Source organism: Arenimonas sp., from assembly GCF_044353605.1.
Classification (GTDB): Bacteria; Pseudomonadota; Gammaproteobacteria; order Xanthomonadales; family Xanthomonadaceae; genus Arenimonas.
In genome coordinates this window covers 62784-81472 of sequence record NZ_JBILBO010000002.1, presented here as the reverse complement: position 1 = coordinate 81472, position 18689 = coordinate 62784, and the positions used below count along the sequence as shown (strand labels likewise).

Genomic DNA, 18689 nt, shown 5'->3' with positions numbered 1-18689 from the left:
CCGCAAGGGCCGTTTTTGTTTGCCAGTTGAAAGCGAGCGGCCTACAACAACGGCACACCGGTTTTACCCTGCACTTCCTCAAGCGAAACCTCCGGCGCGAGCTCAATCAACTTCAATCCAGCGTCGGTCACGTCAAACACGCCGAGCTCGGTGATGATGCGGTTGACCACGCCAAGACCGGTCAGCGGCAAGGTGCATTCCGGCAGGATCTTCGGTGAACCGTCTTTGGCGGCATGCTCCATCAATACCACCACACGCTTGACGCCGGCCACCAGATCCATCGCGCCGCCCATGCCCTTCACCATCTTGCCGGGTACCATCCAGTTGGCCAAGTCGCCTTTGTCGGTGACCTGCATGGCGCCGAGGATGGCCAGATCGATGTGCCCGCCGCGGATCATGGCGAATGAATCGTGACTGCCGAAATAACTGGCGCCGGCACGTGCGGTCACCGTTTGCTTACCGGCATTGATCAGATCAGCATCTACTTCGTCTTCGGTCGGGAACGGACCGATGCCGAGCAGGCCGTTCTCGCTCTGCAGCCAGACGTCCATACCCTCGGGAATGTGATTGGCCACTAGGGTCGGCAGGCCGATGCCGAGGTTGACATAGGCACCATCGATTAATTCTGCGGCGGCGCGTTTGGCCATGTCATCACGGGTCCAAGCCATGTCGTTCTCCTTATGCCGTGCGCACGGTGCGTTGTTCGATGCGTTTTTCCGGCGCGGCGTTGACCACGATGCGGTCAACGTAAATGCCCGGGGTGTGGATGGTGTCCGGATCAAGCGCGCCGACCGGAACGATTTCCTCGACTTCGGCAATGCAGATTTTTCCGGCCATCGCCACTACCGGATTGAAATTGCGCGCGGTCTTGCGGTACACCAGATTGCCGGAGACATCGGCTTTCCAGGCTTTCACCAGCGACACATCGGCATGCAGTGCGGTTTCCAGCACATAATGCTTGCCGTCGAATTCACGGGTTTCCTTGCCCTCGGCGACGATGGTGCCGTAACCGGTGCGGGTGAAGAAGGCCGGAATGCCGGCACCGCCGGCGCGCAAACGCTCGGCCAGCGTGCCCTGCGGATTGAATTCGAGCTCGAGCTCGCCGGCCAGATACTGGCGTTCGAACTCCTTGTTTTCGCCAACGTAGGACGAGATCATCTTGCGGATCTGCCGGGTATTCAGCAGCATGCCGAGACCGAAGCCGTCGACGCCGGCATTGTTGGAAATGGCGGTCAGCCCGCTTGCACCGGAATCGCGCAAGGCAGCAATCAGGGCTTCGGGAATACCGCACAGACCGAAACCGCCGACCGCGATGGTCTGCCCGTCCTGCACGATACTGCGCAGAGCGTCATCGGCACTGGCGTAAAGTTTGTTGTTCATGAAGAAATCCTCGCTATGACGCCAGTATCAGGCCGAAAGCGCCTGATGGATATCGGACCAAAGGTCGATGGCATCCTCGACGCCGACGCTGAGCCGCACCAGATTGCCGGTGACGCCCAGGGCGTTGCGGCGGTCCTCCGGAATCGAGGCATGGGTCATCACCGCCGGGTGATTGGCCAGGCTTTCCACGCCGCCGAGCGATTCGGCGCAGGTGAACAGCTCCAGCCGTTCCATGAAGCGTTTCGCTTCGGGGAAGCCACCTTTCAGCCAAACGCTGACCATGCCGCCGAAACCGTACATCTGCGTTTTGGCCAAGGCGTGCTGCGGATGCGAGGCCAGACCCGGATAGGCGACTTTTTCCACCGCCGGATGCGCTTCCAGTTTTTCGGCGATGAATTGCGCGTTTTCGCAGTGCGCCTTCATGCGCAAGTGCAGGGTTTTCAGACCGCGCAGCGCCAGAAAGCTGTCGAACGGACCCTGCACGCCGCCGATGGCGTTCTGCAGAAAGGTCATTTGCTCGGCGAGCGCAGCGTCTTTCACCACCAGCATGCCGCCGACGATGTCGGAATGGCCGTTGAGGTATTTGGTGGCTGAATGCATCACGATGTCGGCACCCAGTTCCAGCGGGCGCTGCAGCGCCGGGGAACTGAAGGTGTTGTCGACCGCCAGCAGCAGGCCGTTGGCCTTGGCGAATTCAGCCAAGCGGCGGATGTCGACCAGCTTCAACAGCGGATTGGTCGGGGTTTCGCACCAGATCATTTTGGTGTTGGGTTTCAGCGCAGCTTTCACTGCGTCCAGATCATTCAGATCGACGAAGCTGAAGTCAAGACCGGCGCTGCGCCGGCGTACGCGTTCGAACAGACGGTAGGTGCCGCCGTACACATCGTCCATGCAGATCACGTGCGCACCGCTGTCCAGCAGTTCAAGCACCGTGGACGTCGCCGCCAGACCGGAGGCGAAGGCATAGCCGTGCGTTCCGGATTCGAGCTCGGCCACGCAGCGCTCGTAGGCGAAGCGGGTCGGATTGTGGCTGCGCGAGTATTCATAACCCTGATGTTCGCCCGGGCTGGCCTGGGCATAGGTCGAGGTCGCGTAAATCGGCACCATCACCGCACCGGTGGACGGATCGGGACTCTGGCCGGCATGGATGGCTTTGGTACCGATGCCGTGGATTTTCTTGCTGCTCATGGGATTCCTTTATTGCACGCGGCGGCGCAGGTAATTCAACAGATCGATACGGGTAATCAAGCCGAGGAAGCGGGTGCCGTCCATCACGATGGCGACCTTGCCGGCATCGAATACCGGCATCAGTGCCGCCATCGGCGCACCGACCTCAAGTACTTCCAGATCGCGCACCATCGCGGTCGACACCAGGTCCTTGAAGCGCTCCTGGTCGGTGTGCACATGCATCAGCACATCGGACTCGTCGACGATGCCGACCATCTTCTCGTCTTCCATCACCGGCAGCTGCGACACGTCATACATCTTCATGCGCTGATAGGCCACGGTCAGGCTGTCATTCGGGCCGACCACGACCGTATCACGCTTGGCGTAGGGCCGCAGGATCAAATCGGACAGATCACCCTTGGCTTCGCGTTCGAGAAAGCCGTTATCCAGCATCCAGTAATCGTTGTACATCTTCGACAGATACTTGTTGCCGGTATCGCACACGAACACCACCACCTTCTTGGGCACGGTCTGTTCGCGGCAGTATTTCAGCGCGGCCGCCATCAGTGTACCGGACGAGGAGCCGCCGAGCACGCCCTCTTTCATCAGCAGTTCGCGGCCGGCCATGAAACTTTCCTTGTCGGAAATGGCATAGGCTTTTTTGACCCGGTGGAAATCGGAAATGCTTGGCAGGAAATCCTCACCGATGCCCTCGACCATCCAGGATCCGGATTTGGTGCTGAGCACGCCTTCGTTGATGTACTGGGTCAGAATGGAACCGACCGGATCGGCCAGCACCAGCTCGACATGCGGCGCGGCGGTTTCGAAGAAGCGGGATAACCCGGTCATGGTGCCGGAACTGCCACAGCCGAACACGATGGCATCCATATCGTGGCCCATCTGTTCCCAGATTTCCGGGCCGGTGCCGGTCTCGTGCGCCAGCGGATTATCGGGGTTGCCGAACTGATTGATGAAATAGGCCCCAGGGGTTTCACGGGCGATGCGTTCGGCCATGTCCTGGTAATACTCTGGATGGCCTTTGGCGACATCGGAACGGGTCAGCACCACCTCGGCCCCCATTGCGCGCAGATTGAAGATCTTCTCGCGGCTCATCTTGTCGGGCACCACCAGCAGCAGCTTGTAGCCTTTCTGCTGGGCGACCAGGGCCAGTCCGATGCCGGTGTTGCCGGCGGTACCCTCGACCAAGGTATCGCCCGGGGCGATCTTACCGGCACGTTCAGCCGCTTCAATCATCGATACGCCGATGCGGTCCTTGATCGATCCACCCGGATTCATGCATTCAAGTTTGAGGTAAAGCTCGCAAAGGCCGGTGTCGAGATGCTGGGCTTTGACCATGGGCGTCTGCCCGATCAGTTCCAGAACACTGTGATGGATGGTCATGGGATTGGCAGAAAATGGCGAAGGCACATTCTACCAGTTTCACCCCTTGCCAAGGCCGGGTGACGGCGGTCCGACGAGGAGGACCGGATCGCCACCCTGGCCTGTTTCCGTTCCGGCTCAGCGACCGGCTTCGCCGAGCATGCGGGTCAGACGATCCTTGGCCATCAGCTTTTCCCGCTTCATGCGGGTCAGCGTCCGGTCGTCGATCGGCAGCACGCCGAGTTCGGCATCGGTGACTTTCTTGTCGAGCTTCTGGTGGTGGAAATACAGACGGCGGAAATCACTGTCCGCCTGCATGCGTGAATCGACCGTTTGTTGCGATTGACCTTCAAACACGGGAACCCCCTTGGCAAAAACAAAAACCCCGGCAAGGCCGGGGTTTCATGGGTTGTGCACGCGGTCATGACGATGGAATCACGGCCCGCTTCTGGCCGGAAATCCTGTGCTGCATCGGGACGAGGTGATGTGGCGTCGTGCATGATCGTGGCTCGCTTTCGCCATGCATCGGAAAACTGCCTGCATGGGATATAAAACCTACGCCGGTCTTTTTCGGGCCGCAAGCCCTTTTTTATGTCGTTGATTTCGCGATATTTTCAAAATGGCCTCGGGCCGAAATCGTAAAATAGAAGTTTTATTATTATTTTTCATAGACTTATAGGCGTCTGACGCGAGGCTGAAAATCGCAAGCCGCTGATTTGCCGATTATTTCTGGATGATCTCGACACGCCGATTCTGCGCACGCCCTGATTTTCCAGCGTTTGAAGCCACCGGCTTGGCCGAACCCCAGCCTTTGGCGCTGAGTTTGGCGGCAGGAATACCGGCCGCCCGGAGTACCGCCATCACCGCCTCGGCACGCTGGCGCGACAGCGTCAGGTTCCCGTCCTCGCTACCCAGATTGTCGCTGAAGCCCTCCACGGACCAAGCCTTGCCGGAGGCCTTCAGGCGCTTGCCCAGCTGGCTGAGGCTTTGCCGGGCTTCCGGTTGCAGGGTGGCTTTGCCGGCCAGGAACGCGGTACCGACCAACCGATACCGGCCTTTGCCCGACCCGCCCAGACTGACCAAATCGTCGCCACGGGCATTGGCCAAGGCCGCCAGCTCCTCTTCCAGACGGGCCAGTTCGCCATCTTTGGCGGCCAAAGCGGCACCAGCCGAAGCCGATTCTTCCGCCACCAGGGCGGCGTCCGCATTCAACAAGGCCTCTTCTTCTTCGCGGGCCAGCGCCTGCAGACGCAGGCGCTCGGCTTCCTTGCGCGCCATTTCGGCATCGCGGCGACTGGCTTCGAGCAAAATGGCATCGCGTTCACGGTCGAGCTCGAGCAATTGTTGGCGCAACTGAGCGACTTTCAACGCGGATTCGGCGGTGCTCACCCGGAGTTCGGCAATGCTGGTGGCAAACGCCCTGTCACGGGACCGCACCTCCGGCAACGCCAGCATGGCCTGACGGGCCTGTAGACGCTCGAGCGCGGCGGCATCGCCCTCACCGGCGGCGGCATCCACAATGGCCAGACGCTCCTGCAGAAGCGGCCATTGTTGCTGCGGGTCTGCAGCCGAGGTCTGTGCAGCCAAGGGCGTGCAGGCAAGCGCCAACAGAAGAAAGCCCAGATAGGGGCTCATGGCCGGTTACCGTCTTTGCCGAACAATAAATCCCGGCGCAGGGCATTGTTCTCGGAAGTCTTGCGTTCGATCTGTTCGGCCAACTTGCGCTGCCGGGCCTGTGTGGCGGCCAGCTCGGCCTGCGCTTCCGCGGTCTGTGCCGCTCGATCGGCATCGCTCTTCTTGCGTTTGAGTTGCAAGGCCTGCGCTTGGGCATAGGCATCGCGTGCGGCCTGATACGGCTGCGCTGCCCACTGCGCTGCCTGTTCACGCTCGGCCTCGAGCAAAGCGCGTTCGGCGGCGGCGAACGCCGGCGTCGGTGCCGGCGTCTGGGCAACGACAGGTGTGACCGCCAGAAAAAAAGCGATGGCCGACAAGTACACAAACCGCTTGGACACTCTATAATCCATTGAAAGAGGGAATCTGGAACCGCGTTCCAGTGTACACAATAACGGCGTTGTCAAAAACCGGACAAGGGTAATTATGGATATCGGCTACTTCCTGAAATTGATGCGCGAAAAGAACGCATCCGACCTGATCCTGAGCACCGGCGCACCCGTCTATATCAAGGTCGAGGGCAAACTGTACGCCCTGGGCAACAGCGGCCTGCCGACCGGCATGGTCAAGAAGATCGCCTACTCGCTGATGGACGAAGACCAGATCAAGGTCTTCGAGCACGAGCTGGAATACAACATGGCCATCTCCATCCGCGAGGCCGGCCGTTTCCGGGTCAACTGCTTCAAGCAGCGTGGCGAGATTGCCATGGTCATCCGCGCCATCAAGAGTGAAATCCCCACCATCGAAGAACTGAAGCTGCCGCAGACGCTCAAGCGCATCATCAATGAGCCGCGCGGTCTGGTGCTGGTGGTTGGTTCCACCGGTTCGGGTAAATCCACCGCGCTGGCGGCGATGATCGACCACCGCAATGAAACCCAGACCGGTCACATCCTGACCATCGAAGACCCGATCGAATTCCTGCACCGGCACAAGAAATCACTGGTCAACCAACGCGAGGTCGGTTTCGATACCCACGGCTTCCACAATGCGCTGAAGAACGCCATGCGCGAGGCGCCGGACGTCATCCTGATCGGCGAAATCCTGGACGCCACCACCATGGAAGCGGCCATCACCTTCGCAGAAACCGGCCACTTGTGCCTGGCCACCCTGCACTCCAATAACGCCGATCAGACCCTCGAGCGCATCCTGAACTTCTTCCCGGAAGCCGCGCACAAGAACATCCTGATGAATCTGGCGCTGAACCTGCGCGCGGTGATTTCGTTGCGCCTTGTGGTCGGCGTCGATGGCCGCCGCATGCCGGCCACGGAAGTGCTGATCAATACCCCGATGATCCGCGACTTGATTCGCCGTGGCCGAATCCACGAAGTCAAGGAAGCGATGGACACCAGTCTGGAAGAAGACATCCATACCTTCGATCAGTCCCTGTTCCGCATGTACAAGGACGGCAAGATCACGCTTGACGAAGCCCTGCTCAAAGCCGATTCGCGCGACGGTCTGGCGCTCAAGGTCCGCTTGTCGGAAGGCGGCAGCGCCGAACACGACCCCTACGGGGATCTGTACAACAATCAGTAATAAAAAAGCCCGCGCAAGCGGGCTTTTTTCCGGCATCAATTGACGCGGAATTCCGCGGGCGTATCCGGTTGCCGTCCGGGGTGCGCACGCGCGAAGGCCGGCAAGGGCTGGCACTGGCCGACGATGCGCATCACGTTCGGATACGGCGTCATGTCGAGGTTGAAGCGCGCGGCCGCGAATACGTGCGGCACCAAGCAGCATTCGGCCAGCCCCGGCGAGTCGCCGGCGATGAAGCTGCCGCCATGGGGATTCTTCGCCAGTTGTGCTTCGATGTTGCCGAAATTCACCGCCAGCCAATGCCGGACCCAGGCATTGCGCGCGTCTTCGTCCAGGCCATGTGTGTGCTGCAGATGCTGCAACACACGCAGATTCATCATCGGCTGTCCTTCCGACGCGATGTACAGCGCCAGTCCGCGCACGAAAGCGCGCGCCAACGGCTCGGCCGGCAGCAGGCGCGGCCCCGGAAAAACCTCGTCGAGGTATTCAATGATCGCCAGTGACTGGCCGATGGCTTGGCCGCCGTGCACGAGGGTCGGCACCAATTGCTGCGGGTTGAGTGCCCGGTAGGCCTCGTGATGCTGCTGCCCGCCATCTTCCAGCAGATGCACCGGCACAATGCGGTAATCCAGGCCTTTCAGATTGAGCGCGATGCGGGCACGGTAGCTGGCGCTGGAGCGCCAGTAGTGATAAAGCACCAGATCGGGTTCGGCCATGGCTCAGGCTCCGGCGGTGGTGATTTTCTGTTCGATGGCGCCGAACACGCTGGTGCCGCTGCGGTCATTCATCTCGATGCGCACGACATCGCCGAATTTCATGAACGGCGTGCTCGGTTTGCCGTCGCGCAGGGTTTCCACGGTGCGACGTTCGGCGAAACAGGAGGCGCCAAGCGCGGTGTCTTCGTTGGCCACGGTGCCGGAACCGACGATGGTGCCGGCCGATAGCGGCCGGGTCTTGGCGGCATGCGCGATCAGCTGGGCAAAATTGAACTGCATATCGACGCCCGCTTCCGGCGCGCCGAACCATTCGCCGTTGATGTGGGTCAGCAGGGCCAGATGTACTTTGCTGTCCTGCCAGGCATCACCGAGCTCGTCAGGGGTGACGAACACCGGGCTGAGCGCCGAACGCGGTTTCGATTGCAGAAAGCCGAAGCCCTTGGCCAGCTCATCGGGAATGAGGTTACGCAGCGATACATCGTTGACCAGACCGATCAGCTGGATGTGGCCTGCGGCCTGCTCGGGCGTGACCGCCATCGGCACGTCGTCGGTGACCACCACCACTTCCGCTTCCAGATCGATGCCGAAAGCTTCGCTCGGCACCAGCACCGGATCGCGCGGGCCGTAAAAACCGGCCGACACCGCCTGGTACATCAGCGGATCGGTGTAGAAACTTTCCGGCACTTCCGCGCCGCGGGCTTTGCGCACCCGTGCCACGTGCGGAAGATAGGCGCTGCCATCAACGAATTCATAGGCGCGCGGCAGGGGTGCGGCCAGGGCAGCCATGTCGAGCGTAATCACGTCTTCGGCGTCAATCGTCTGCACATTGCCGTGATTCAGCGCTTCATACACACGGTTCAGGCGGGGCGCGGCATTCTGCCAGTCTTCCAGCGCACGTTGCAGGGTAGGCGCAATGCTTGGCACCGGCACCGCACGTTGCAGGTCTTTCGAGACCACCACCAGCGTGCCGTCGCGGCCGCCTTGTTTCAGGGAAGCGAGTTTCATGCGTTATCCGGAGTGAAGTTTTTGCGCAGACCTTGCCAGCAGGATTGGTAGTCGCGCTGGCGGCTGGCACATTGTAGCGCCTGCTGCGTGGGTGCGAACATATGGCGGGTTTCGAACATGAAGGCCATGGTTTCGGCAATCACGTCGGGTTTGCTCAGATCGGCGCTCGAGGCCTTGTCGAAGGTGGCGGCATCCGGACCGTGTGCGCTCATCGCGTTGTGCAACGACGCTCCGCCCGGCACGAAGCCGTCGGCTTTGGCGTCGTACACGCCGTGAATCAGGCCCATGAATTCGCTGGCGATATTGCGGTGGAACCACGGCGGGCGGAAGGTGTCCTGCGCCACCAGCCAGCGCGGCGGGAAAATCACGAAATCCAGATTGCTGGTGCCGGCGGTGTCGCTCGGCGAATACAACACCAGGAAGATGCTCGGATCCGGATGGTCATGGCTGATCGAGCCGATGGTGTTAAAGCGGCGCAGGTCGTATTTGTAAGGCGCGTAGTTGCCGTGCCAGCCGACCACATCCAGCGGCGAATGCCCGATCGGAGCGCGCCAGAGCCGGCCCTGGAATTTATTGAGTAGTTCGAAATCGCCTTCGCTTTCTTCGTAAGCGGCTACGGGATACAGGAAGTCACGCGGATTGGCCAGACCGTTGGAACCAATCGGACCCAGATCCGGCAGACGCAGCAGTGCGCCGTAGTTTTCAGCGACATAACCGGCGGCGCTGCCGTCCGGCAGATCGACCGCGAAACGGATGCCGCGCGGAATCACCGCGATCTCCTGCGGTTCAATTTCGAGCACGCCCATCTCGGTGCGCAGACGCAGACGACCGGCCTGCGGCACAATCAGCATCTCGGCATCGGTGTTGCTGAAGAAACGGCCTTGCATGTCGGCATTGGCGGCATAGCGGTGCACGCCGACGCCGGCATTGCCGCACATGGCGAACAGGCCGTCGATGAAATCCTTGCCCGGCGTGGTGGCCGGCAGCGGCGACCAACGCAGTTGGTTCGGATCGGCCGGCAGTTCCGCAAAGCGGTTGTGGAAGGCGGAATCCGGCAACAGCTCGAAACTGCCATGCAGCGCGGCCGGGCGGATGCGGTAGAACCAGGTGCGGCGGTTACTGTGGCGGGGCGCAGTGAATGCGGTGCCGCTCAGCTGCTCGGCATACAGACCGTGCGCCACCCGCTGCGGCGAGTTGCGGCCCTGCGGCAGCGTGCCAGCCAGCGCCTCGGTGGCGAATTCGTTGCCAAATCCGGATTGATAGGCGAGCGTCATAGCGACTCCTTACAGAACGCCGCGGCGCATTTGGTCGCGCTCGATGGACTCGAACAGAGCCTGGAAGTTGCCTTCGCCGAAACCCTCGTTGCCCTTGCGCTGGATGATCTCGAAAAAGATCGGACCGACAGCGTTTTGGGTGAATATTTGCAGCAGCTTGCGCTGTTTGGTTTCCGGATCGGCGTCGATCAGGATCTTGTTGCGGCGCAGGCGCTCCAGATCTTCGCCATGGTTTGGAATACGTACATCGACGGCATCGAAGTATGTGTCCGGGGTATCCAGGAACTTCACGCCGGCATCGATCATCTTCTCGACCGTGGCGTAGATGTCGTCGGTGAAGCAGGCGATGTGCTGGATGCCCTCGCCGTTGTAAGCTTCAAGATACTCGTTGATCTGAGATTTCGGATCCGAAGACTCGTTGAGCGGAATGCGCACCAGGCCATCCGGTGCCGTCATCGCCTTGGACAGCAGCCCGGTCTTGGCGCCCTTGATGTCGAAGTAGCGGATTTCGCGGAAGTTAAACAGCTTCTCGTAGTATTCCGACCACTTGGCCATGTTGCCGACGAACAGGTTATGGGTCAGGTGATCGATGAAGGTCAACCCGAAACCCTTCGGCATCATTTCCGCGCCCGGAATCCATTCGTAATCCGGATCGTGGATGGTGCCTTTCTCGTCGTAGCGGTCGACGATATACAGCATGCAGCCGCCGATGCCTTCGATGACCGGCGCGGCCACGGCCTTGGTCAGCTCCTTGTGGGTGACCGGGGTGGCGCCGTTTTTAAGGGCCTGTACGCGGGCCCATTCCGCCAGCTTGTTGACGCGGATGGCGAAACCGCAGGCGCTCGGACCATGCTCAGCGGCGAAATCGGCGGCGAACGAGTCCGGGTCTTCATTGATCAGGAAGGTGCAGTCGCCCTGGCGGTAGGTGGTGATGGCGCGGGTCTTGTGGCGGGCCACCGGCACGAAGCCGAGCATGCGGAAGTAGTCATGCAGCTGCTGGGCCTGTCCGGCCGGAGCGGCGAACTCAACGAATTCGAAACCGTCGATGCCCATCGGGTTTTCGAAGGTGACGCGGGAATTTTCGACTTGGGCGTTCATGCAGGGTCCTTTACAGCGGTGACGGATGCGTTAATATAGTTTCAATTGAAACCAATTGCAAGCCACCATGCCCAGCCCCAAACCCCATGCCGAACTCCGGCTTGAACGTTTCCTGCCCTACCGCCTGTCGGTGCTGTCGAACCGGGTCAGCCAGGACATTGCCCGGCTGTATTCGGCGCGCTTCAACCTGTCAATCACCGAATGGCGGGTGATGGCAGTGCTGGGTCACGAACGCGGCCTGAGCGCCAACACCGTGGCCGAGCGCACGGCCATGGACAAAGTGGCGGTCAGCCGGGCGGTTTCGGCGCTGATGGGCAAGAAGTTCCTGAACCGGCAGACCGACCCCTCCGATGCCCGACGATCCAGCCTGGCGCTCAGCGCGAAGGGCTATGCGGTGTTCGACCAGATCGTGCCGCTGGCTCTGGCCTATGAACGGAAGATTCTGGCGCATCTGGCGCCGGAGGCGCAGAACACCCTGCTGGCGATACTCAATACGCTGGAAGCGGCGGAGTTGGCCGAGAAGCCGGGGGCGGAATAACTCGGGTTGACGAGTGCTTGGGGCCGCCGTTTATTGTCTTATCTTCACATGCCGAGGCAACTTTCAATAATTCGCCTCATCTTCAAACTCGAACAGAAATGAGGCCCAACTAGTCTTTCAAACGGACGAAGAATCCGCCAAGCAGAAAAATGAGTAAACTGCACTTAACAACAACGGCTGCCATTTCGCCAGACCGGGCGATAGCCAGCACGCATGATGTTGTAAGTTGAAATTCCGCTTTGTCAGCCTTAATGGGAAAAGGTGAAAATAATGTCTGATTCGACAACACAAAAACAGGGTTGGCTAAATCGCGGCTTGAATGCGATTGAGCACGTCGGCAACCGCCTGCCCGACCCGGCAATGTTGTTTGCGCTGTTTATGGTAGCGGTTTGGCTTTTGTCTGCCTGGCTTTCCACGGTCACTTTTGCAGAAATCGATCCGCGCACCCAGCAGGCCTTTGCGGTAAAAAACATGCTGTCGGGAGCGGCGCTGACCGAGTTTATGGCGAACCTGGTTCCTACTTTCGTCAATTTCCCGCCATTGGGCGTGGTGCTTGTGGCAATGCTGGGCCTGGGCGTGGCTGAACACACCGGCTTCATCAGCGCTGGTCTGCGCTCAATCCTGGCTGTCACGCACCGCCGCTTATTGACCCCGGTCCTGATTGCTGTCGGCGTGTTGTCGCATGTTGCGGTGGATGCCGGCTATGTACTGGTGATTCCGCTGGGAGCGGTTATTTTTTATGCCGCAGGCCGTCACCCCCTGGCTGGTATTGCAGCGGCGTTTGCGGGTGTGTCAGGCGGTTTTTCCGCAACCTTATTCATTCCATCCAGCTTGGACCCCATGTTGGCAGGCTTGACGCAGGCCGCGGCGCATCTGTCTTCCGAGCCGGGCGCTGCAGCGCTGGTGATCAACCCCTTAAATAATTTTATTTTTACAACTGCTTCTACTTTCCTGATTATCGCCATTGGCTGGGCGCTTACCGATCTGGTCATCGAACCACGTTTACGGAACACGCCGGTCGATGGCGACCCTGCGGCGTTGCCAAAGCTGGAGGCGTTAACAGCTCAGGAACGCAAAGGCTTGATCTGGTCAGGCATAGCAATGTTGATCAGCGTTGGTTTATTGGTGCTCAGCATGATGCCCGCCGATTCCTCATGGCGCGCACCCACCGGAGAAATCGCCGTTGCCGCCGCGCCCGTAATGCGCTCGATTGTGGGTTTGATTTTTGTATTTTTCCTGATACCCGGCATCGTGTATGGCGTGGTTTCAGGCAGTGTCAGTACTCACCATGACATTGTAAAAGGCATGAGCAAATCCATGAGCGGCATGGGATATTACATCGTGATGGCGTTTTTCTGCGCGCAATTCATCTACGCGTTTGGCCAATCCAACCTCGGTGCATTATTTGCCATCAAAGGCGCCAATGCCCTGAAAGAAATGAATCTGCCCATGGGCGTAACCCTGGTCGGCATCGTTTATCTCACGGCCTGCGTGAATTTGCTCGTGGGGTCTGCTTCTGCAAAATGGGCATTGATCGGTGCCGTGATGGTGCCGATGCTGATGCAGCTCGGCGTATCGCCCGATTTAACCCAGGCCGCTTATCGTGTGGGCGATTCTTCAACCAACATCATCACGCCGCTGATGCCGTACTTCCCCTTGATTGTGGTGTTCTGCCAGCGTTATGTTAAAAACACGGGCATAGGCACGCTAATCGCCATGATGTTGCCGTATTCCATCGCACTGCTCGTACTCTGGACGGCGTTCTTGCTAGGATTTTGGTGGCTGGACATCCCGCTGGGAATTGGATCGCATTATTCCTTTCCGTAAAGACATCCCATGCAAATCACTTCCCTCATGCCCTTTCTTGCTGCCGGAATACTTCTGATCGCGGCGCTGGCCGTGCGCTTTGCCGGTACGAACCGGATTCTGAATATCGTGGATTACGCGAGGGTCACCGATATCCCCGCCCTGCACCGCTGGGCCGGCAACCGCCTGCTGCTCTTGCCGCTGGTTTCGGCAGCGATTGGTTTAGCCAGTCTACGTCATCCGGCCTTGGCCATCCCCTTGATTATTGTGCTGGTGATGGCGGTCTTGGGCGTGGTGATGTGGATTGCCGCCGGTTCCGGAAAATTCAGCCGGCTCTGAAAGCTTTGGAGCGGGTGATGGGAATCGAACCCACGTCTTGAGCTTGGGAAGCTCAGGTCCTGCCATTGAACGACACCCGCATGATTTGATTCTAAAACAAAAAAGCGGCCCGAAGGCCGCTTTGCGTTTGACCCTGAAAAAGGCGCTTACTTCACGCCATGCATCAGTTTGTTGATCAGCGGTGCCGCCAGGAAGAACAGCACGGCAATCACGATGCCGAGAATGAACAGCTGGTTGAACGTGCTGGCGTACTGCAGCAGCGAGCTGGCGCTCTCGCCCTCGGCGTTGCCACCCGAGGCGATCGCGGCGATGCGGCCGGCGACGAAGTTGGCCATCGCGATGGACAGGAACCAGCCGCCCATGGCCAGGCCCGTTTCCTTGGGCATCGCCAGCTTGGTCACCATGGCCAGGCCGATCGGCGACAGGCACAGCTCGCCCATGGTGTGGATCAGGTAGGTCAGCGCCAGCCAGACCCAGCTGATCTTGCCGCCGGCGTCCACGAAGTTTTCGATGGCGAACACCAGCACGTAGAAGCCCAGCGCCGCGCCAGCCATGCCGTAGGCGAACTTGCGCGGGATGGACGGGTTCCAGTCGGCCTTGTCGAGCTTGATCCACAGCGTGGCAAACACCGGCGCCAGCAGGATGATGAACACCGGGTTCACCGACTGGAACACCTCGAAGGTGGGGGTCCAGCCGAAGATGGAAACGTCCGGCATCTTCACGAAGTCCTGCGCCAGGAAGGTCAGCGAAGAACCGGCCTGCTCGAACAGCGCCCAGAACAGGATGTTGGCCACGAACAGGATCAGCATGGCGATGTAGCGGTGCAGCTGCACCTTGTCGCCGCTGCGCACGCCGCTGTAGACGAAATAGGCCACCAGCGCCAGCATCATGCCGATCAGCAGCACGCCCAGGATGTCGCTCTTGCTGAGCAGGTAGTACACCGGCACCACCATCACGGCCGCGGCCAGAAGCACCTGGATGACGGGCGCGAAACCCTTCTTGCCTTCCGGCGCGGTGCCGACGTGGCCGAGCCAGCCTTTCAGCAGTTGGAATACCATCAGGCCGAGAATCATGCCGATGCCGGCCGAGAAGAAGCCCCAGCGGTAGCCGTAGGTCTGGCCGATCCACGAGGCGCAGATGAACGGCGCGAAGAACGCGCCGGCGTTGATGCCCATGTAGAAAATGGTGAAGCCCGAGTCGCGGCGCACGTCGCCCGGCGCGTACAGCTTGCCGACCATGGTGGAGATGTTGGGCTTGAACAGGCCGTTGCCGACCACGATCACGGCCAGGCCGATGACGAAGGTGGTGAGGTCGGGCGCCATCAGCATGAAACTGCCGACCGCCATCAAGGCGCCGCCGAGCATGATCGAGCGTTGATAGCCGAGGATACGGTCGGCCACGAAGCCGCCGGCGATACCGGTCATGTACACCAGGGAGGTGAAACCGCCGTAGGTCAGGCTGGCTTCGGCGCGGGCACCATCGCCCAGATGCGCGAAAAACGCGGCCGCGATATGCACCGCCAGCATGGCGCGCATGCCGTAGTACATGAAGCGTTCCCAGAATTCGCTGGCGAACAGGTTCCATAAAGCTTTCGGATGGCCGAGGAATTCGCCGGCCGGTGGCGGCATGAAGCCGTCTTTGTTCTCAACTGCTCCGCTCATGCGGACTCTCCCTTGGTTTGTTTTAATGGTGGAACGGTGGATTCATCATAATTAAAACGCCGTCGATTGACAGCTTTTTTTCGGAAAAAAGACGCAATTGCCTGTAAATCCGGCTGTTTTCAGCCGATACGGGTACGTACTTCGAACAATTCCGGGAAAAAGCTCAGGTCCAGTGCTTTCTTCAGGAAGGCCACGCCGGACGATCCGCCGGTGCCCGGCTTGTAGCCGATGATGCGTTCGACGGTTTTCAGGTGGCGGAAGCGCCAGTGCTGGAAGTTGACCTCGATATCGACCAGCTGCTCGCAGAAGTGATAGGCCTCCCAGTGCGCTTCGGTGTTTTCGTAGATAAGTTCGAAGGCGGCGATGACTTCCTCCCGGCGCTCATAGGGCTGCGACCAATCGCGGTTCAGGCATTCGGCCGGAATGGCATGGCCGCGCCGCGCCAGATGGCGCAGGAATTCGTCGTACAGGCTGGGCGCGTTCAGGGTATCGGTCAGGTGGCGGTGGATGTCCGGGTCGTAATCGAACACCTTCACGTAATGCGCGTTCTTGTTACCGAGCAGGAACTCGATTTCCCGGTACTGGTGCGACTGGAATCCCGAGGACGAGCCGAGCACGCTGCGGAACTGCATGTAATCGCTCGGGGTCAGGGTTTCCAGCACCGACCACTGTTCGGTCAGCTGCTTCTGGATGTGTTTGATGCGGGCCAACATCTTCTGGCATGGGCCGAGGTCATCTTCGCGCAGCTGGGCCAGCGCCGCCCGCAGCTCATGGATGACCAGCTTCATCCACAGCTCGGAGGTCTGGTGCTGGATGATGAACAGGGTTTCGTCATGCACCGGCGGATCCGACAAGGGATGCTGGGCGCTCAGAATCCGGTCCAGGCGAAGATAGCCGCCGTAACTCATGCGGTCCGTGAAGTCGGTGGTGATGCCGTCTTCAAGCGGGCGTTGGTTGCTGGGTTCGGTCATGGCAGGCTCACGGTTTCTTAACCTCGCCAGTTTAACTTATCGGCTACACTATTTCCGTTCCCGGCAGGATGACCTGCCACAGCTTCCAGGAGCCCTGAATGGAATCCGCCGTACGTTTCGAAATCGATTATCTGCAGTACATGGATGCCGACGGCGGCATCGTCAACCCCGATCTTCCCGACTTCGCCCGCGACCGCGCGCAACTGGTCGGTCTGTACAAGGAAATGCTGAAAGTCCGCTGCTTCGATGCCAAGGCGGTGGCTCTGCAGCGCACCGGCAAACTCGGCACCTATGCCAGCTGCCTCGGCCATGAAGCGGCCCACATCGGCATCGGCACCAGTCTGCAGATCGACGACGTGTTCGCGCCAAGCTACCGCGAATACGGCGCCCAGTTCGCCCGCGGCGTGAAACCGCGCGAGGTGCTGATGTACTGGGGCGGCGACGAACGCGGCAACAATTTCTCCGGCCCGGCTCATGATTTCGCCTGGTGCGTACCGATTGCCACCCAATGTCTGCATGCGGCCGGTTCCGCGCTGGCCTTCAAACTGCGCGGCGAAGCACGCGTGGCGTTGGCCTGCGTCGGTGACGGCGGCTCCTCAAAAACCGATACCTACGCCGCCATCAACTCGGCCGGCGCCTATGGCCTGCCCTTCGTGCTGTGCATCATCAACAACCAATGGGCCATCTCCGTACCGCGCACGGCCCAGACCGGCGCCAAAACCCTGGCACAGAAAGGTCTAGCCGGCGGACTGGAATGCCTGCAGGTAGACGGCAACGACATCATCGCGGTGAAAGCGGCGGTGGCGCATGCGGTCAAGCGTGCGCGCCATGGCCATGGCGGCACCGTGCTGGAACTGATCACCTACCGTTTGTCCGATCACACCACCGCCGACGACGCGCGCCGCTACCGCGACGACGAACAGGTCAAGGCGGCTTGGCAACGCGAGCCGGTCAAGCGCCTGAAAACCTATCTGCTGGCGCAGGGCTGGTGGAGCGAAGATGAAGAAACCGCCTGGGTCGCCGAATCGAACGCCTGGGCCGATGCCGAGGTGGACGCCTATCTGGCCACCACGGTGCAGCCGGTGGAAGCGATGTTCGATTACCTGTATGCCGACCTGCCGCATGATGTGGCTGAACAGCGCGAACAGGCGCTGGGCTGGGAGAAACGCTGATGGCCGCAATCACCCTCATCGAAGCCCTGACCCAGGCCATGGCCTATGAAATGCGCCGCGACCCGAGCGTGCTGGTGCTCGGCGAAGATGTCGGCGTCAATGGCGGCGTTTTCCGCGCTACCTCCGGACTCATCCAGGAGTTCGGGGCCGACCGCATCCTCGACACCCCGCTGGATGAAACCACCATCGCCGGCCTCACCGTGGGTCTGGCCGCACAGGGCATGAAGCCGATTGCCGAGGCGCAGTTCGACGGCTTCATGTATCCGATGGTCGATCACATCATCTGCCACGCTGCACGTCTGCGCTACCGCACCCGCGGCCGCATGAGCTGCCCGATGGTGCTGCGTGTGCCCTGGGGCGGCGGCATCCGCGCGCCGGAACACCACAGCGAAGCCAACGAAGCCATCTTCACTAATGTGCCCGGTCTGCGCGTGGTCATGCCCAGTTCGCCGCAGCGCGCCTACGGCCTGCTGCTGGCCGCCATCCGCGATCCCGACCCGGTGATTTTCTTCGAACCCAAACGCATTTACCGGCAGTACAAGGAAGAGGTGCCGGATGACGGCGAAGCCCTGCCCTTGGATGTCTGCTTCGTATTGCGCGACGGCAGCGACGTGACCCTGGTGACCTGGGGCTCGCAGGTCAAGGAAACCTTGGAGGCCGCCGATGCCCTGGCCAAAGACGGCATCAGCGCGGAAGTGATCGATCTGGCCACGGTCAAACCGCTCGACTTCGACACCATCCACGAATCGGTGAAAAAGACCGGGCGCTGCGTGATCGTGCATGAAGCGCCGCGTACTGCCGGTTTCGGCGCCGAAATCGCCGCGCAGCTGGCCGAGAAGGCGATGTACGATTTGGTTGCGCCGGTGGAACGCGTGACCGGTTACGACACGCACATCCCGCTGTTCCGTCTGGAAATGAAATACCTGCCGAGCGTCGAAAAAATCGTCGCCGCCGCTAAACGCACCCTTGCCGCGAGTTGAC

19 protein-coding genes and 1 tRNA gene are annotated in these 18689 nt (G+C 60.4%); 6 read left to right on the top strand and 14 right to left on the bottom strand.

The annotated features are described in order from the left end of the window. Window positions 1-41: 41 nt before the first annotated feature. The 7 genes from ACIQ1A_RS01685 to ACIQ1A_RS01655 form a co-directional block, all read right to left on the bottom strand. Window positions 42-668, bottom strand: a complete 627-nt coding sequence (locus tag ACIQ1A_RS01685; RefSeq protein ID WP_395769349.1) for a CoA transferase subunit B — start codon at window positions 666-668, stop codon at window positions 42-44. Between the two features lie 10 nt (window positions 669-678). Next, window positions 679-1380 (bottom strand): CoA transferase subunit A, encoded by a 702-nt coding sequence (locus ACIQ1A_RS01680; RefSeq protein ID WP_395769348.1) that lies wholly within the window; start codon window positions 1378-1380, stop codon window positions 679-681. Window positions 1381-1407: 27 nt separating this feature from the next. Then, a complete protein-coding gene (locus ACIQ1A_RS01675) occupies window positions 1408-2568 on the bottom strand; it encodes a cystathionine gamma-synthase (protein WP_395769347.1) in 1161 nt (386 codons plus the stop codon). Between the two features lie 9 nt (window positions 2569-2577). Continuing rightward, entirely contained in the window at window positions 2578-3948 is a 1371-nt protein-coding gene (locus ACIQ1A_RS01670) for a pyridoxal-phosphate dependent enzyme (protein ID WP_395769346.1), read from the bottom strand. Window positions 3949-4065: 117 nt separating this feature from the next. After that, window positions 4066-4284 (bottom strand): YdcH family protein, encoded by a 219-nt coding sequence (locus ACIQ1A_RS01665; protein ID WP_395769345.1) that lies wholly within the window; start codon window positions 4282-4284, stop codon window positions 4066-4068. A 366-nt stretch (window positions 4285-4650) separates the two neighbouring features. Next, window positions 4651-5562: an OmpA family protein gene (locus tag ACIQ1A_RS01660; protein ID WP_395769344.1), complete on the bottom strand. Its 912-nt coding sequence runs from the start codon at window positions 5560-5562 to the stop codon at window positions 4651-4653. Continuing rightward, a complete protein-coding gene (locus ACIQ1A_RS01655; protein ID WP_395769343.1) occupies window positions 5559-5939 on the bottom strand; it encodes a hypothetical protein in 381 nt (126 codons plus the stop codon). The genes ACIQ1A_RS01660 and ACIQ1A_RS01655 overlap by 4 nt, the downstream gene beginning before the upstream one ends. A gap of 85 nt (window positions 5940-6024) precedes the next feature. Here ACIQ1A_RS01655 and ACIQ1A_RS01650 point away from each other — a divergent pair, with 85 nt between their 5' ends. Continuing rightward, window positions 6025-7131: a PilT/PilU family type 4a pilus ATPase gene (locus ACIQ1A_RS01650; protein WP_395769342.1), complete on the top strand. Its 1107-nt coding sequence runs from the start codon at window positions 6025-6027 to the stop codon at window positions 7129-7131. Window positions 7132-7166: 35 nt separating this feature from the next. Here ACIQ1A_RS01650 and maiA read toward each other — a convergent pair whose 3' ends face one another. Genes maiA through hppD form a run of 4 tightly spaced genes read right to left on the bottom strand, consistent with a single transcriptional unit; the run spans window position 7167 to window position 11221 of the window. Continuing rightward, window positions 7167-7844 carry a maleylacetoacetate isomerase gene (maiA, locus tag ACIQ1A_RS01645; protein WP_395769341.1) on the bottom strand — a complete coding sequence of 226 codons (678 nt, stop codon included), beginning with the start codon at window positions 7842-7844 and terminating at the stop codon, window positions 7167-7169. Window positions 7845-7847: 3 nt separating this feature from the next. Then, window positions 7848-8849, bottom strand: coding sequence for a fumarylacetoacetate hydrolase family protein (locus tag ACIQ1A_RS01640; RefSeq protein ID WP_395769340.1), 1002 nt, complete (start codon window positions 8847-8849; stop codon window positions 7848-7850). Continuing rightward, window positions 8846-10123, bottom strand: coding sequence for a homogentisate 1,2-dioxygenase (gene hmgA, locus ACIQ1A_RS01635; protein ID WP_395769339.1), 1278 nt, complete (start codon window positions 10121-10123; stop codon window positions 8846-8848). The genes ACIQ1A_RS01640 and hmgA overlap by 4 nt, the downstream gene beginning before the upstream one ends. A gap of 9 nt (window positions 10124-10132) precedes the next feature. Next, on the bottom strand, window positions 10133-11221 hold the full coding sequence (gene hppD / locus ACIQ1A_RS01630; RefSeq protein WP_395769338.1) for a 4-hydroxyphenylpyruvate dioxygenase: 1089 nt from the start codon (window positions 11219-11221) through the stop codon (window positions 10133-10135). A gap of 67 nt (window positions 11222-11288) precedes the next feature. Between hppD and ACIQ1A_RS01625 the strand changes: the two genes are divergently transcribed. The 3 genes from ACIQ1A_RS01625 (at window position 11289) to ACIQ1A_RS01615 (ending at window position 13904) form a co-directional block, all read left to right on the top strand. After that, window positions 11289-11759: a MarR family winged helix-turn-helix transcriptional regulator gene (locus tag ACIQ1A_RS01625; protein WP_395769337.1), complete on the top strand. Its 471-nt coding sequence runs from the start codon at window positions 11289-11291 to the stop codon at window positions 11757-11759. Window positions 11760-12029: 270 nt separating this feature from the next. Next, complete coding sequence (locus tag ACIQ1A_RS01620; protein ID WP_395769336.1) at window positions 12030-13586, top strand: AbgT family transporter; 1557 nt, start codon at window positions 12030-12032, stop codon at window positions 13584-13586. A 9-nt stretch (window positions 13587-13595) separates the two neighbouring features. After that, window positions 13596-13904 (top strand): hypothetical protein, encoded by a 309-nt coding sequence (locus ACIQ1A_RS01615; protein WP_395769335.1) that lies wholly within the window; start codon window positions 13596-13598, stop codon window positions 13902-13904. A 6-nt stretch (window positions 13905-13910) separates the two neighbouring features. Here ACIQ1A_RS01615 and ACIQ1A_RS01610 read toward each other — a convergent pair. From ACIQ1A_RS01610 to kynA, 3 genes are all read right to left on the bottom strand, one after another. Then, window positions 13911-13984, bottom strand: a tRNA-Gly gene (locus ACIQ1A_RS01610). Window positions 13985-14050: 66 nt separating this feature from the next. Continuing rightward, window positions 14051-15565, bottom strand: coding sequence for a peptide MFS transporter (locus tag ACIQ1A_RS01605; protein WP_395769334.1), 1515 nt, complete (start codon window positions 15563-15565; stop codon window positions 14051-14053). 119 nt (window positions 15566-15684) lie between these two features. Then, entirely contained in the window at window positions 15685-16536 is an 852-nt protein-coding gene (kynA, locus tag ACIQ1A_RS01600; protein ID WP_395769333.1) for a tryptophan 2,3-dioxygenase, read from the bottom strand. Between the two features lie 98 nt (window positions 16537-16634). Between kynA and pdhA the strand changes: the two genes are divergently transcribed. Together pdhA and ACIQ1A_RS01590 are read left to right on the top strand one after the other, a co-directional pair. Then, window positions 16635-17708 (top strand): pyruvate dehydrogenase (acetyl-transferring) E1 component subunit alpha, encoded by a 1074-nt coding sequence (pdhA, locus tag ACIQ1A_RS01595; RefSeq protein WP_395769332.1) that lies wholly within the window; start codon window positions 16635-16637, stop codon window positions 17706-17708. Then, complete coding sequence (locus ACIQ1A_RS01590) at window positions 17708-18688, top strand: alpha-ketoacid dehydrogenase subunit beta (RefSeq protein WP_395769331.1); 981 nt, start codon at window positions 17708-17710, stop codon at window positions 18686-18688. Before pdhA ends, ACIQ1A_RS01590 begins: the two co-directional genes overlap by 1 nt. The last annotated feature ends 1 nt before the right edge of the window (window position 18689 follow it).